Here is a 13,981-nt window from a genome sequence, read left to right as displayed (position 1 = left end):
GATTGCCATGCAGAAGAATAGAAAAGTAGAAATCCGCGTCGGAATCTTTGTCTTGACCTCACTCCTCATTGGCGGAGCATTGGTGTTTGCTGTTGGCGGACGTCGCAATGTGTTTTCGATGAAAACCACCTATCTTGCTGTCTTTGACGATGTCTCTGGACTAAGGCCTGGCGGTCCCATTCACATGGGCGGTGTGAACGTGGGTTCTGTTGGCAAAGTCGAACTGCAAAAGAACGGCGAAATCAAAGTACAGCTTTACATCGTCGATGATGTAACCCATCTCATTCGTACGGATTCTCTGGCAACCATCGGCAGCAAAGGTATGCTAGGCGATCGCCTTGTCGCAATTACCGCTGGCTCTCAAAACAAAAAAAACATCCCGCCAGGTGGGAGCATCCCCACCCAAACCGGTGGAGACGCTTTTGAAGCACTTAAAGAACTCGGTCACAAAGCCGGACCGATTCTCGAGAGTGCCAAAAACATCGCCCAAAATATTGAATCGGCTACCGAGCCTTTGGCGGATCCTGAGTTCAAAAAAGACATCAAAAACACCGCGCATCACCTGTCCGCCATTTTGGGCTATGTCGCTGAGGGCAACGGTTTTGCCAATCGTTTGTTTACCGACAAAGCGCTGGCCGATTCTATGCAGCAAAGCATAGGCAACGTAAAGCAAGCGACCCAAGAACTGTCTCTAACCCTGGCCTCGGTTCGCTCCATCGTCTCCGAGGTTGAGCACGGCAGCGGCGGCGGCCACGAACTCATCTACGGTAAAGATGGCAAACGACTGGTAGACAACCTTGCAAATGCAACGGGTGAACTCTCAATGCTCATGCACGATGTTCGGACCACAGACAGCACGGTTCACGACCTTTTCTACGGCAACAAAGCAGATGATTTTCTCAAAAACATCACGGCAATCAGCGAAGACTTCAAAGTCATCAGCCACGACATGCGTGATGGCAAAGGCACCCTTGGCGGACTACTGGTTGATCCGTCGCTTTACGAGGACCTCAAACGCCTGGTAGGTAATCTCGAGCGCAACGAAGTTTTACGCGCTTTAGTGCGCTATTCGATCAAGCAAGACGAAGAGCGAGGTGCGCTTAAGATCAAAGAAAAAGCCGACTAGAGGCCTTTTCACGCTGAACCGCAGCGCTGGTTGCGATTGCTGTCTGGCGAAAGTCGATTCAATACCAGCAGACAGCCCGTCAATCACACCAAAAAACTTCAACCCCACAGAGCCCATGGTAGAATGGAAGCATGCAAGCAGCGGCTCCGCTTGAACAGCTTCATGATCTGACCCTCCTGGTCAAAGCCCATCATCCCTTGATTTGGATTGACACTGCCGATGAGCAGCGTGCGAGTTCACTTCTTGAACACCTTGCCGACGATCAGGGGCTGCCTTTTTTTTGCTGGCAAGCTCACAAGGGCCTCGCACGCAAAGATCAAAGCTCGAAAAGCATCTACGGCACAGCCGACCCCTTGCAAGCACTCGATCATGTCATGACCGCAAACTTTGAAGCTATCTATCACCTTCAAGATTTTTCTTCTCAACTGGAACGTGTTGAAGTCATCGCGCGCATCAAAGAAATCTATAATGTATTTTACAAACACAAAGCTGCCATTGTGCTTACCGGACAAGACACGGAGCTCCCTTCAGAACTTGCACCGCTTTTCACAGTGCTTGCGCTCAAGCCTCCAAGCAACCGCGAATACCACGTCTTTTTGAATGCACTGCTTCGCGACCTTCGCGCTCGCATGCCAGTGGCTGTAAACCTTGATGAGCAAGGCGTATCGCGACTCATCACGCTACTTCATGGTCTCACTTTGTTTGAGGTGAAGAAGGTAATGACCCAAGCCATCGCAGGCCGGCAGTGTTTTGATGAAAAGACCATCGAGCATGTGCTAGAGGCAAAAAAGGAGATTATCGGTCGCTCGGGTGTCCTTGAGTTTTTCCCAGCGGAGCACGGTATGAAGGACATCGCTGGCCTCGAAAATCTAAAAAAATGGCTTAAAAAGAGAGAAGCCATCTTCCAGCAGCCTGAACGTGCCAAGGAATTTGGCCTCAATCCTCCCAAAGGCATTCTATTGCTCGGTGTTCAGGGTTGCGGCAAAAGCATGTGCGCAAAGGCGGTAGCTGCTGAATGGAAATTGCCATTGGTTCGCTTCGATCCTTCCAATCTCTACCAAAAGTATTTGGGCGAAAGCGAAAAGAATTTAAAGCGCGCCATTCAAACGGCTGAAGCAATGGCACCGGTAGTTTTGTGGATTGATGAAATCGAAAAAGCCTTTGGTCAGGGCTCGGACAACGATGGAGGTGTCTCCTCCCGTATCTTCGGAACGCTCTTATCTTGGATGCAAGAAAAACAAGACAATGTCTTTGTCATCGCCACCTCCAACAACATTAGCCAGCTGCCTCCTGAACTTTTACGCAAAGGTCGTTTTGATGAAATTTTTTTCGTCGACCTACCAAGCACCGAAGTTCGAGCAACCATCCTGAAGCTTCATATCAAAAGGCGCGGTCATCTAGCCGACTCCATTGACTTCGATGCCCTCGCTGAAGCTACCGAGGGCTTTAGTGGAGCTGAGCTTGAACAAGCCATTGTCTCCGCACTCTACACGGCCTTTTCGGAGCAGCGCCCGCTCGATACAGAACTCATTCACAGCGAAATAAAAAGCACTCAGCCGCTTTCCGTGACCATGTCCGAGAAAATCTCGGCCTTGCGCAATTGGGCCAAAGGACGCGCAGCACCTGCAAGCTAAAACAGACAAAACTGGCGTGTTTTAGGCTTCTTTCATGACAAAAGTGGCTATTTAGGCGCATTTTAACGCCATTGTCGCCAAGTTCGGCTCCCCCTTGCTGTGCTATGCTATCAACGGAATCGTATGAGCAGAGTCATCATCGTCAAAACCGGCAGCACCGTAGAAACCATCCGCCAAACGCGTGGTGATTTCGAGCAATGGATCGCCGCCAAAGCTGGGTTTAGCAAAGACGAAATAGAGGTCGTATCGGTTTATGAAAGCGAAGCTCTGCCCGAACTCTCGGAAGCTGTCCGCGGCATTATCATCACTGGATCAAGTGCTATGGTTTCAGAGTGCGAGCCTTGGTCGGAGCAAAGCGCCCAATGGCTAAAAGCACGAGCAAACACCAAACTGCCTATCCTTGGCATTTGCTATGGCCATCAACTTTTGGCTCACGCTCTCGGCGGGAAAGTCGGAAGCAATCCCAAGGGACGTGAAATAGGCAGTGTGCAAATCACGTCCACGGAACTGGGGAGGTGTGACCCACTATTAACTGGATTGGGATCAGATTTCTGGATGCAAGCAACACATCGTGAAAGCGTCCTTGAGCTTCCGCCGAAAGCAGTTTGCCTTGCAAGTAATGACAAAGACGCCCATCAGGCTTTTCGCATGGATGACCATATCTGGGGCGTGCAGTTTCATCCCGAATTCGATGCCGAGATCATCCGCGCATATATTGAAGCCCGTCAAGAAGTGCTGCTTCAAGAAGGACTCGATCCCTCTGCACTAAGCACACAAGCCAAAGACAGCGAAAGCGGGCAGAAACTACTGCAAGCTTTCCGCAAAATGCTCTAGTGCGGCTGCGAGCTGTAGCAAATGCCGACCCCTTCTGGGGTAAAGCGCGTCGCAACACAACGCTCAGTGTCTACAGAACAACTTGGAGCGCTGCCCCCGTTTTCAAGCGAGCACAACTGAGCACAGCGCTGTGAACTCAAGCAAACTAATCCGGGCTTGCAAAGGTTCTGAACTGAAAGACCGTCAGATGAGCAAGTTTCGCCGACATCTGCGCGGCCTTCTCTCAAACACTGCGTATCGCCATCGGCAGAAGTAATATAACAAGCTTCGCCCTGCTCACACACATTGCTATAGTCAAAAAGGTCGCAGCCAAAGACGGCACTCTTGCAATAGCCCCATGAACTTTGCTCCGCGCTATCTGCAAGTAGAACCGAGCCACCGCAGACTTCATTTGCATCGCAGCTATCGTATCCAGGACAGCACAATCTCTCGCAAAATTTTCCACCCTTCGTATCGAAGCATGCAAGCCCCACCTCACACTCACTGGTGTCGGTGCAGGCTTGACCCACACTCTTGATCCCCGGTGTCGCATCCATGCACACCGCAATACCCAGGCTGAGTACACAATCTCCGTTGGCACAATCCTGAAGGCTCGGATCGCATTGCGTGTTCTCACACGCAGCAAAGCCTACTCCGTTAACAACACCAGAGTCTGTTTGAAAAGAGTCGATATCAACAGTGGCGCCAACGCCAGCATCCGTTTTGTCTGCGGGACCTGTGTTTGAATCTCCACTGGAATCACTGTCCGATCCACAAGACGAAAGTATAGCGATCAACACTCCGAGCAGTGCGACAGAAGATAAGTTTAAGCGCGAGAATTTAAAGTACATTGGCCTAAGGACCCTAAGGATTACTATGCATACACCGTGCCAACCGGATAAGGCAAATCATTATGAATTTTACGTTCATATCATCAAACTACCCGCATATTCGAAAATAGTTTCAGGTTAAAACCCAAGCTCTGACACAAATGTCAGTGTTGCCGCCTTCTACCTTTCCCTCTTAGCTTCAAAGAAAGGAAGACGGTGCGACAGTTCACGACACCCTGCATGGGCCCATCACTCACGCCAAGACCTATGAGCAAGGCAGATAAACCCTTAGTGAACGAGTGTTTTAGCTTCTTGATTTTCGGCCGTCGTAAGTTCCGATGAGTCATGCTTTCCGACATCACGGCGCTGCATCGCCGCTTGGACAAAACGAATAAACAGAGGATGCGGTGCATGAGGTTTGGACTTAAACTCAGGATGAAACTGGCAAGCGATAAAATAGGGATGCGCGGGTATTTCGATCATCTCGACCAGACGCGAATCCGGAGAGACGCCGCTTAGTACCAAGCCTTTGTCTTCAAACTGGCTGCGATACTCGTTATTTACTTCAAAACGATGACGATGCCGCTCATTGATCTGCTCTCGCCCGTAGATTTGATGCGCTAAGCTTCCACGTTTAATTGAGCAGGGAAAAGCACCAAGCCGCATGGTCCCACCCTTTTCTTCAATGCCATGTTGATCGGGCATGAGATGAATCACCGGATAGGGGGGACTGTCGTCAAACTCAACGCTGTTGGCGCCCTCAAGACCACAACAAGAGCGTGCAAACTCAACGATGGCCATTTGCATACCTAAGCAAATGCCAAAGAAGGGGATTCCATTCTCCCGAGCATAACGGATAGCACGAATTTTGCCTTCAGAGCCGCGATCGCCGAAGCCACCTGGCACCAGCACCGCATGATGCGCCCCGAGAATACTCTCGACATCGGCAGCATCCTCTAGCTCTTCGCTGTCGACGTAAAAAAGCTGGACTTTGACATCATTGGCCAGACCGCCATGAACTAAGGCTTCGTGCAGCGATTTATAGGAGTCACGCACATCAACATATTTGCCGACCACAGCCATCGAAATGCTTCCATTGCTGGGCTTTTTAAACAGCTCAACAGTCCGGTTCCAGCTCGCAAGCTCTGGCTGCCTTGACCAAATGTTAAGTTTCTCAACAATCCGGTCATCAACCCCTTCTGCATGCATCGCAATTGGAAGTTCATAGATGACGGACACGTCACGCGCAGCAATCACTTGCTGAACGGATACGTTGGTAAAGTGGGCGATCTTTTCTTTCAACGATCGAGGCAGCGCACGATCGACACGGCAAATAAGAATCTCCGGCTGTATGCCTAAACCAAGTAATTCTTTGACCGAGTGCTGGGTTGGCTTGGTCTTGAGCTCTCCTGCAGCAGCAATATACGGCACCAGCGTGACGTGAACGAACACCGAGTTTTGGGCGCCAAGATCGATACGTAACTGACGAACAGCCTCAATAAAAGGCAGCGATTCGATGTCACCCACCGTGCCGCCGATCTCGACAATAGCCACATCGGATTTACCTGCAGCATCGAGAACACGTTTTTTGATCTCGTCAGTAATATGGGGAATCACCTGGATTGTCGCACCGAGGTACTCGCCCTTGCGCTCTTTTGAAATCACCGCATCATAGATGCGTCCGGTGGTAAAATTGTTAGCTCGTGTCATGCGAGCTGAAGTAAATCGCTCGTAGTGACCCAAATCGAGATCGGTTTCTGCCCCATCATCGGTGACAAACACCTCGCCATGTTGAAACGGCGACATCGTGCCTGGGTCCACATTGATGTAGGGATCCAGCTTGATGTGAGTCACCTTCAGGCCGCGGGCCTCCATGAGCGCCCCAATGGACGCGGCTGCCAAGCCTTTACCAATGGAGCTCACCACTCCACCTGTTACAAAAATGAATTTAGTACGTTTCAACGAAAACCCCCGTCGGCCTATCGGCCACGGGAGCTCAATATACTTCTCTTGCTGCTTAGATCAATGCGAAAATGATCCTTTAACAAAACAACTTGACAGCTCGCTCAACAACGCCGAAAAAAGGGGCCTTGCGAGGGTGGCGGAATTGGCAGACGCGCCGGATTTAGGTTCCGGTGGGGGTAACCCCGTGGAGGTTCAAGTCCTCTCCTTCGCACAACGTTTAAAAGACTCTTAAAGCCCTAACTTGCATGAAGCCAGCGACTGGGATAGTCCGAGCAGCCATGATGGGTGATGCTAACCTAAAAAGCTTGGTAAGCAAGCTATGCAGATCGTTCTACCAGCTTGGCTGGGTATCGGGCACAGGTGGCGGAGTAAGTATCCGGCAGGGCGAGACTATTTACATGGCTCCAAGCGGGGTTCAAAAAGAAATGCTCAGTGAAGAAGATATCTTCACCCTTGATGCACATGGAAAAATACTAGGTAGCCCGAAAGACAAATCGCTAAAGCTGAGCGCGTGCAAACCACTTTTCATGCATGCCTTTGAGTTACGTGATGCAGGCGCTGTCATCCATAGCCATAGCCAGCATGCGCTGTTGGCCTCGCTGCTTTGGGATCGTGAGTTTAGTGTCACACAGCTCGAAATGATCAAAGGCATTGCCGGGATGGGTTTTTACGACCGCCTTGTCGTGCCCATCATCGAAAACACCGCACACGAAGCAGACCTGGCAGATTCACTCGCTCAAGCAATCAAAGATTATCCCCAGAGCTATGCGGTGCTCGTCAAAGCCCACGGGGTCTATGTCTGGGGGAAAGACTGGATTCAAGCCAAAACACACGCAGAATGCTATGATTACCTCTTCGATGCTGCAGTGCGCATGAAGCAACTCGGGATTGAAACCAAGAGCTCAAGCCCAAAGACTAAAAATGACTGATCCGCACGATCAAATTGTTGCATGCGCACAGAGACTTGGGCATGTATTTGAAAATCCATTGCTGCTTTCTGAAGCACTTACGCACCGCTCCTACGCAAATGAAAACCCGCAAATCGCCCATGGTGATAACGAGCGGCTTGAGTTCCTTGGGGATGCGGTTCTTTCAACTGTTGTATCGAGCTTGCTCTGGGATGCTTTCCCGTCGGCCACAGAAGGCGAACTTACGCGCAGACGCGCGGAACTTGTTAGCGAACGCGGGTTAGCTGAAGTCGCTGTCGATCTTGGACTCGGAGAATTTCTTCAACTAGGAAAAGGTGAGCTACTTTCCGGTGGTCAAAAAAAACCAAGACTTCTATCGAGCACGCTAGAAGCCTGCCTGGCTGCGATTTTTCTCGACGCAGGGATTGATCGCGCCATGCAATGCGGCCGCCAATGGTTTCAAGGACGACTTGAACATACTCAAGCCGGTGCGGGTGACTATAAATCTCGCGCTCAAGAGTGGTTTCAAAGCCAAGGGCGCCCCACACCTTCTTATGTACTGAGCCATACCGAAGGTCCCGATCACGATAAAACCTTCTATGTCGATATGCTGCTCGGAGAAAAAACGGTAAGTCAAGGCAGTGGAAAAACAAAAACGGAAGCTGAGCAACAAGCGGCCCAATTTGCTCTAGACAGCGAGCGCGAGCCTTCCTCGGATCCATCGCAATAAGACCACAATCATGGGAAAGCTCATTTTGCCTCACAAATGCGCTATAACGTTCTTATGCTTAGACGATTGATACTGCGACTCGTACTCGCTTGCTTTCTGAGCACCTCCATAGTGCCATATGAGTTGGGAACCCAAAGTGCTCAAGCGCAGAGGCATCTTAAAAATCAAAAAAAACAAAGAAAAAAAACAGGGAAAGCACGGAAGCGAAAAAAGCAGTCGCGCTCTCGAAAACGACGCAAACGAAGCTTCACACGCGCAATAAGTCGGAGTTATCGACGTGCACGATCCAGATGGCATAGGCCAGCATCCGGGCAACTTCGAAGAAGTTTTTTGCGCTCTGAACTTCCGCCTTTGCGCATTGTCCCGGTAGGTAAAAACCCAGAAGCGACGCTGCTGCCCTTATCCGAAGACGGTGAATTTGATGACGCCACAATACAACAAGCGGAACAAGCCTTCGCCTGGAAAGAAGACGGCTCGACCCATCCGGTGCATCCTCGTCTTTTATCAATCTTATACGGCGCTTTACGTCACTTTGAGACGCCCTTTGCGTGGTTAATTAGCGGGTATCGAAAAACGCGAATCACCAGCCGGCATTCGCACGGGCGTGCTGCGGATGTGGTTTTGCCCGGAGTGAGCGATCGCAAACTGGCTGCCTACTTTAGGAAACAGGGCTACGTCGGGGTTGGCATCTACCCTGTAAGTGGCTTTGTTCACGTGGATGTACGCGCCCAGAGTTTTTTCTGGGTGGACTACTCTGCCCCCTAGGATCAATACAGGCATGAAGCGCCTGAGAAAACTCTTTGGCTGTTTGAAAACGTTCGTCGGGATCCTTTTCCATCGCGCGCAACAAAACCATTTCCAAGCCAGGCGGATAGGAGCGCTCCGGAGCTCTTTTGGATAGAGGAATGGGTGCTTCGTGGATGTGCTTACGCATGTATTCGGTAGCTTGACCAGCGTAAAACGGCAACTCTCCCGTTAACATTTCGTACAAAATCATGCTAAGTGAATAGATATCCGAGCGCGCATCAAGAACGCGTCCTTGCGCCTGTTCCGGACTCATAAACTCCGGGGTGCCAAAAATAGCTCCTTCGCGCGTCAGAAAAATGGAGCCAGGGTTTAGTTCTTGCTCGGTTACTTTGGCCAGGCCAAAATCAAGGACCTTTGGAATATCGCCTTTTTCAGGATCCACGCTGAGAAATATATTTTCTGGTTTTAGGTCGCGATGTACCATACCTTCTCGATGCGCTTCATCAAGAGCCCCGCACACTTTGATCATCACTTGGATGGCTCGGACAGGATCCAAAGGACCATCGCGCTGCACTAAGCGCGCAAGGTTCTTGCCCTCCAGGTACTCCATCACCATGTAAGCCGCTCCATCATCGAGTTGCCCATGCAGATAGACTCGGGCCGTGTTGGGATGCGTCAGACGACTCATCGCCCGAGCTTCGCGACGAAAGCGCGATATCAGGTCGGGCCTCGATAAATAGCGCGTATGAAGTATTTTGATCGCAACAAAACGCTTCATGGAGGGCTGGTCTGCTTTGTAGACCGCCCCCATACCACCGGTACCGATACGGCCAACGATACGATATTGACCTTCGATGACTTTGTCGATGTAAGGATCTACTGCCACCTGCCCTAGTGTATCATCGCTTCTGTCGAAGCGTTCAATTCCTGGGACTATTTACTGTGATTTTCCCCACACCATCACCAAAAACGCACTCATCACGCTCTCGACGAAAGGCCGTAGCATAGGCTAGAACCGAAATATGTATGCGGATGACACACACTTGAACGCCGAAAAGCTCAGTCACTTTGAAGCCACACTCGTAACCCGCGCATCAGCGTTCGGCCACATGCTCGCTCAACACCCCAATGTGCACCAGCTCTTTTTCGATCTGTTCGATGCGGACATAAAGCTTTCCTTGCAAAGGGTAGAACTCACAAAAGACTTCTCACTTATCAGAGACCATAGAGCCCTCAGCTTCATTACACTTTGCTCTAACAAATCGAAGCAAAAAACAGCTATCGCCTTAGACAACTCCTTTGCAATCTGGATGATCGAACGATGCTTGGGTAATGACCTAAGATCAATTCCTGGTCACAGGCTGTCACTTACTCTCAGACATGGAGGAAGGTATTGTAGCTTACCTAAGCTCAAAACTACTAAGCTTGACGCCTAAGGGCGCTTGGTCACTACACAATGTTTGCTCAAACAGCCAAGTTTTTTTCAAATCAGAACCGCAAGGATCGATGAGAATAGCGGCTTCGTTCGATATCCAAGTAGAGCAAAGCCATGCCGCTTTTTGGGTCTTTTTCCCGCCAGATATCATCGAAAATTCACTACCAAGCAGCTTCCAAAGCAAAAAAACACTCTCAACATCAATCGTTGCGAACTACCGGTATCCGTCACCATCGCAAGCACCGAAATAGGCGCCTCTGATTTAAAGCATCTAGCGCTAGGCGATGCACTTTGCTTGGGCCTTCCTTGGTTTGATACAAAAGAAGCACCGAACACATATCTTCTGCCATGCGTTTTACAAACGGAGACCTTCCCAAGCACATATTGGTTTGGCAACTACAACAAACACACAGGCGATTTACACATAACTGCTATCAACAAAGGAGAAATCATGGGGGAAGCCCAAAACAAAAGCGAAGAGCGCACCACACATGCAGACTTTAGAAATGCACCGATAAACATACGTTGCGAAATGGGTCGATTCGTGCTTCCTCTCGAAGATTTGCAGCGCATCAACGTGGGGCAACTTATCAAAACTGGCTTGGTTTTTAACCCCAAGGTTTCTCTTTTTGTCGCAGACAGCAAAATCGCAGACGGCGAGCTTGTTGAAATTGAAGGGCAAATGGCTGTACGCATCACAGCGCTAAATAATCCACTCTAAGCTCTAAACCATCAATTTTCGATCGGATAGCGCACTTCTTGCACTTTTTGATCACGTAAAAAAGCCACACGAAGCTCACTAGCAACCCGCAAACTCTCCCAGACCGCTAAGGCTTGCTCAGGTCGCTCGATTCGTTTGCCACTAATGCGAAGCACAACATCGCCGACCTTGGGATCAATATCCGAAAATCTTTTATCTTCGGGATATATTGATACAATTTGAAAACCCGCAAAGCGCCCACGGCTAAAGAAAGGTTTTGTCTGTACACCTTGTAAAAAACGACCAAGTCCCGCATCTAACACAGCAATGAGAAGTGAGCGATCGAGCTTTTTTTCGGAAACAGGCGTTTCCGGAATGATTTTTTGAGCCGGAACCGCATGTTGCGTTTGCGGATGGGCCGGCGAAGGCTTCGTTGATGAGCAAGCTACCGTGCACACCACAAACAACGGCACCGCGATCAATATTCCAAGGCGAGTCATCCCGTCTCTCCACGCAATAGATTAACCTGTTCTAAAATTTCTGCACGCACTTCTTCGATACTTCGATCGCCAGCAACATGCCGAATCGTATCTTTTGGAAAATGTTCATGAATATTAAGATAAAAAGACGCTAGGTCCTTCTGCAATTCATCCTCATCGTAAAGCTCACGGCCTACCATACGACTTAATCGTCTGCGTGCGGCTTCCTCGGGCGTAACATCAATCACAATGGACAAATCCGGCCTTCGAGCAAAGCGGTTCAAATCACGCACCCAAGCAGCAGCCCCGGGAACGTCGCCAGCTGAAAGCGACTGATACGCCACAGACGAATAATCGTATCTATCGCAGATAACAGTCACACCGTCTTTTAGATTGGGGATGATTTCAGCTTGCAAATGATCCATCCGATCTGCAGCAAAAAGCAAAGCCATCGTGCTCCAAGTGGGCGGTCGATTCATTTGTACTCCAGGCACCACAAGTCTTCCCGTTAACACTTGACGAAGCATCGCACCTACGGGGCCTTGGCTTGGCTGGTGCGTAAGGAAAACCGGCAAACCTTTGGCCCTTAATAACTTTGCCAATAGAGTACTATGGGTGGTCGTCCCCGCGCCATCAATGCCCTCTATGACAATAAAATGTCCTTCAATCATCTCCACCAGCCTATCTCGAAATGCCGCGACACTCAAAACTTGTAAGTGCCGCCCACCCTAAAATAAAGCTCAGTGTCTTGTTTACCAATATTTAGGATATCTCCCAAAATTCGCCGGTCGGCAGAGGGGCCCCAAAGAACACCCTCGAGTACGGCAAACACGTTCCAGTTGCGAGACATGGCAAGTTCAAGTGAGCCTCCCAAACGAAGACGGCTCTGATCTTGTCGGCCAGGTCGAGGACTGAGTACGACGTTGCCATCCAAACCACTAAAATCATAACGATCTGTATACATGTCGAGACCGAGCCACAGACTAAATGCACCACGATCACTAAAATTAATGGAGGCGATTCCTTCGATAGCAGCAAACCAGGTATTGATATTATAGGTATTTTTCTCGCTTGTGCTGGGATTCGTGCGCTGTTCGCTGGGCCCAAGGCCACCGCCCAAACGAAGCTGAGCCGCAAATGCAACATACTCAAGAACGCGAGAGCCCCATTTAGCTCGTGCTTCAAACTCCGTCAGACGACCAAAACTTCGCCCTGCAAAACCAATTTGAAGATTCTCCAAAATCCCAACCGCCAAGCGCAGCTCACCCAAAAAAGGCCAACCAGCAGACAGATCCAGGATGGCCTGATCCACGGGCAAGGGCACCGCAGAATAAGATGTGGCCCCATAACGCCGTCGTTGCTGTATTCGAGAAATGCGCTCCTGCCACGCATGCTCGCCCTCAGCCCCTAATTCTTTAAGCGAAACGTCAAAAAGCCGTGTCGTCTTTGATTCGGAAAAAAACACTTGTTCAACAAATGGCTCGAACCCTTCGGCACGCACTTCAAGACTATGGTTGCCTTCTGGCAAGTGGCCCTCAAAAGGCAATGAACTCACCGCCCTACCGTCCAAAAACAACCTAGCAGACTCGACATCGGCTTCAACTCTTACTGGCACGCCCACGGCAACAAGCTTTGCATTCACTTCGCAGGCCTCGCCTATCCGGACCAAACATGAAGCTTCAAAGCTTAGATAGCCCTCGGCTTGAACTTTTACCTTGTGGCGTCCCGCATTGACTTTTCGCACGACAACGGGAGCAGAGCCCTTCGCCTGTCCGTCTACACTGACGAAAGCACCGCCAACAGAAGCGTTGACTACAATTTCCCCATAATTTCCATGTCTATCGTTTTCCAAGGTAGGATTAACGGAGACGCGTTTTGAGGCGCTCACCACCACCTGAGCACTAAACGGCAGCTTGCCCATCGCCTGAATCTGAACAGTATGGGTGCCAACTGGAACATCACGAATGACGGACGGAGTTCGCCCTTTTGACACACCGTCTAAGAACACTTCAGCCCCGGCGACATTGCTAGTGACAAGAATCGAGCCTGCTTGCTTTTTTATGGCCTCCAAAGCCACAGGGATACTCTGCTTCTGACCCGCCACAAGCTCTAACCATTGATTGTAGCTTTCATAGCCATCTTTGATCACTTGCACCATGTGGCGGCCAGACTTAAGCGAAGCGGCAAAAGGCAGACTTCCCACTTCCTCGCCATCAATAATTACTTTGCCGCCCTTTGAAGAATCGTTGCCAGCTGTTAACTCAAGGTGCGCCAAAGGCTTAAGATACGCAGAAAAACGCTGCCCGCTGCTGCTAACGTCTACATACAAACGTAGCTCTTCATGGCCTTCGTGCAAAAAATACAACACGTGATTTCCGCGCCGCAATGAGACCTTCGACAGAGGCGTCGTTCCAAGAGCATCCCCCCGCGTACTGTCGACGTAAACTGTCGCGCCAGGCGGAGTTGAATCGACATCGACCAAAAAAGTGCTTTGCGCCGATGCATTCTGGGCGGTGCCCACACACACACCAACCACACATAATCCCCAAATCACTTTAGAAGTCATCTTAGCAAATCTCGCGAATGATTTTGGAGCAAGGAAATCCATGCTTGC

General features: G+C 50.1%; 13 protein-coding genes and 1 tRNA gene. 8 read left to right on the top strand and 6 right to left on the bottom strand.

Annotated features, from left to right (window positions below; all coding sequences use genetic code 11):
• Positions 1–7: 7 nt before the first annotated feature.
• The 3 genes from IPJ88_07930 to IPJ88_07920 all read left to right on the top strand — a co-directional run bounded on the left by IPJ88_07930 (position 8) and on the right by IPJ88_07920 (position 3,594).
• Complete coding sequence (locus IPJ88_07930) at positions 8–1,126, top strand: MCE family protein (protein ID QQR91635.1); 1,119 nt, start codon at positions 8–10, stop codon at positions 1,124–1,126.
• Between the two features lie 131 nt (positions 1,127–1,257).
• Positions 1,258–2,760 carry an AAA family ATPase gene (locus IPJ88_07925; GenBank protein ID QQR91634.1) on the top strand — a complete coding sequence of 501 codons (1,503 nt, stop codon included), beginning with the start codon at positions 1,258–1,260 and terminating at the stop codon, positions 2,758–2,760.
• Positions 2,761–2,883: 123 nt separating this feature from the next.
• Positions 2,884–3,594: a glutamine amidotransferase gene (locus tag IPJ88_07920; protein QQR91633.1), complete on the top strand. Its 711-nt coding sequence runs from the start codon at positions 2,884–2,886 to the stop codon at positions 3,592–3,594.
• Here IPJ88_07920 and IPJ88_07915 read toward each other — a convergent pair.
• A complete protein-coding gene (locus tag IPJ88_07915) occupies positions 3,591–4,424 on the bottom strand; it encodes a hypothetical protein (protein QQR91632.1) in 834 nt (277 codons plus the stop codon). The genes IPJ88_07920 and IPJ88_07915 overlap by 4 nt on opposite strands.
• Positions 4,425–4,691: 267 nt before the next feature.
• Complete coding sequence (locus IPJ88_07910) at positions 4,692–6,386, bottom strand: CTP synthase (GenBank protein ID QQR91992.1); 1,695 nt, start codon at positions 6,384–6,386, stop codon at positions 4,692–4,694.
• A 109-nt stretch (positions 6,387–6,495) separates the two neighbouring features.
• Between IPJ88_07910 and IPJ88_07905 the strand changes: the two genes are divergently transcribed.
• The 4 genes from IPJ88_07905 (at position 6,496) to IPJ88_07890 (ending at position 8,771) form a co-directional block, all read left to right on the top strand.
• Positions 6,496–6,579, top strand: a tRNA-Leu gene (locus IPJ88_07905).
• 67 nt (positions 6,580–6,646) lie between these two features.
• Positions 6,647–7,297, top strand: a complete 651-nt coding sequence (gene mtnB, locus IPJ88_07900) for a methylthioribulose 1-phosphate dehydratase (GenBank protein QQR91991.1) — start codon at positions 6,647–6,649, stop codon at positions 7,295–7,297.
• Positions 7,290–8,006, top strand: coding sequence for a ribonuclease III (gene rnc / locus IPJ88_07895; GenBank protein QQR91631.1), 717 nt, complete (start codon positions 7,290–7,292; stop codon positions 8,004–8,006). The genes mtnB and rnc overlap by 8 nt, the downstream gene beginning before the upstream one ends.
• 330 nt (positions 8,007–8,336) lie before the next feature.
• A complete protein-coding gene (locus tag IPJ88_07890) occupies positions 8,337–8,771 on the top strand; it encodes a DUF882 domain-containing protein (protein ID QQR91630.1) in 435 nt (144 codons plus the stop codon).
• Here IPJ88_07890 and IPJ88_07885 read toward each other — a convergent pair.
• Positions 8,665–9,564: a serine/threonine protein kinase gene (locus IPJ88_07885; GenBank protein ID QQR91990.1), complete on the bottom strand. Its 900-nt coding sequence runs from the start codon at positions 9,562–9,564 to the stop codon at positions 8,665–8,667. The genes IPJ88_07890 and IPJ88_07885 overlap by 107 nt on opposite strands.
• 748 nt (positions 9,565–10,312) lie before the next feature.
• On the opposite strand from IPJ88_07885, the gene IPJ88_07880 reads away from it, so the two are divergent.
• Complete coding sequence (locus tag IPJ88_07880; GenBank protein ID QQR91629.1) at positions 10,313–10,909, top strand: FliM/FliN family flagellar motor switch protein; 597 nt, start codon at positions 10,313–10,315, stop codon at positions 10,907–10,909.
• Positions 10,910–10,920: 11 nt separating this feature from the next.
• Here IPJ88_07880 and IPJ88_07875 read toward each other — a convergent pair whose 3' ends face one another.
• From IPJ88_07875 to IPJ88_07865, 3 genes are read right to left on the bottom strand one after another with little or no spacing between them, the layout of a single operon-like run.
• The gene (locus tag IPJ88_07875; GenBank protein ID QQR91628.1) at positions 10,921–11,388 is read right to left on the bottom strand and encodes a hypothetical protein; all 468 of its coding nucleotides are present in this window, start codon (positions 11,386–11,388) and stop codon (positions 10,921–10,923) included.
• Positions 11,385–12,038 carry a dTMP kinase gene (tmk, locus tag IPJ88_07870; GenBank protein QQR91627.1) on the bottom strand — a complete coding sequence of 218 codons (654 nt, stop codon included), beginning with the start codon at positions 12,036–12,038 and terminating at the stop codon, positions 11,385–11,387. The genes IPJ88_07875 and tmk overlap by 4 nt, the downstream gene beginning before the upstream one ends.
• A gap of 32 nt (positions 12,039–12,070) precedes the next feature.
• Complete coding sequence (locus IPJ88_07865) at positions 12,071–13,933, bottom strand: PEGA domain-containing protein (protein ID QQR91626.1); 1,863 nt, start codon at positions 13,931–13,933, stop codon at positions 12,071–12,073.
• Positions 13,934–13,981 lie beyond the last annotated feature (48 nt).

The organism is Myxococcales bacterium (assembly GCA_016699535.1).
In the GTDB taxonomy this organism is placed as follows: domain Bacteria; phylum Myxococcota_A; class Polyangia; order Polyangiales.
This window is presented reverse-complemented; position numbering and strand designations above follow the sequence as displayed.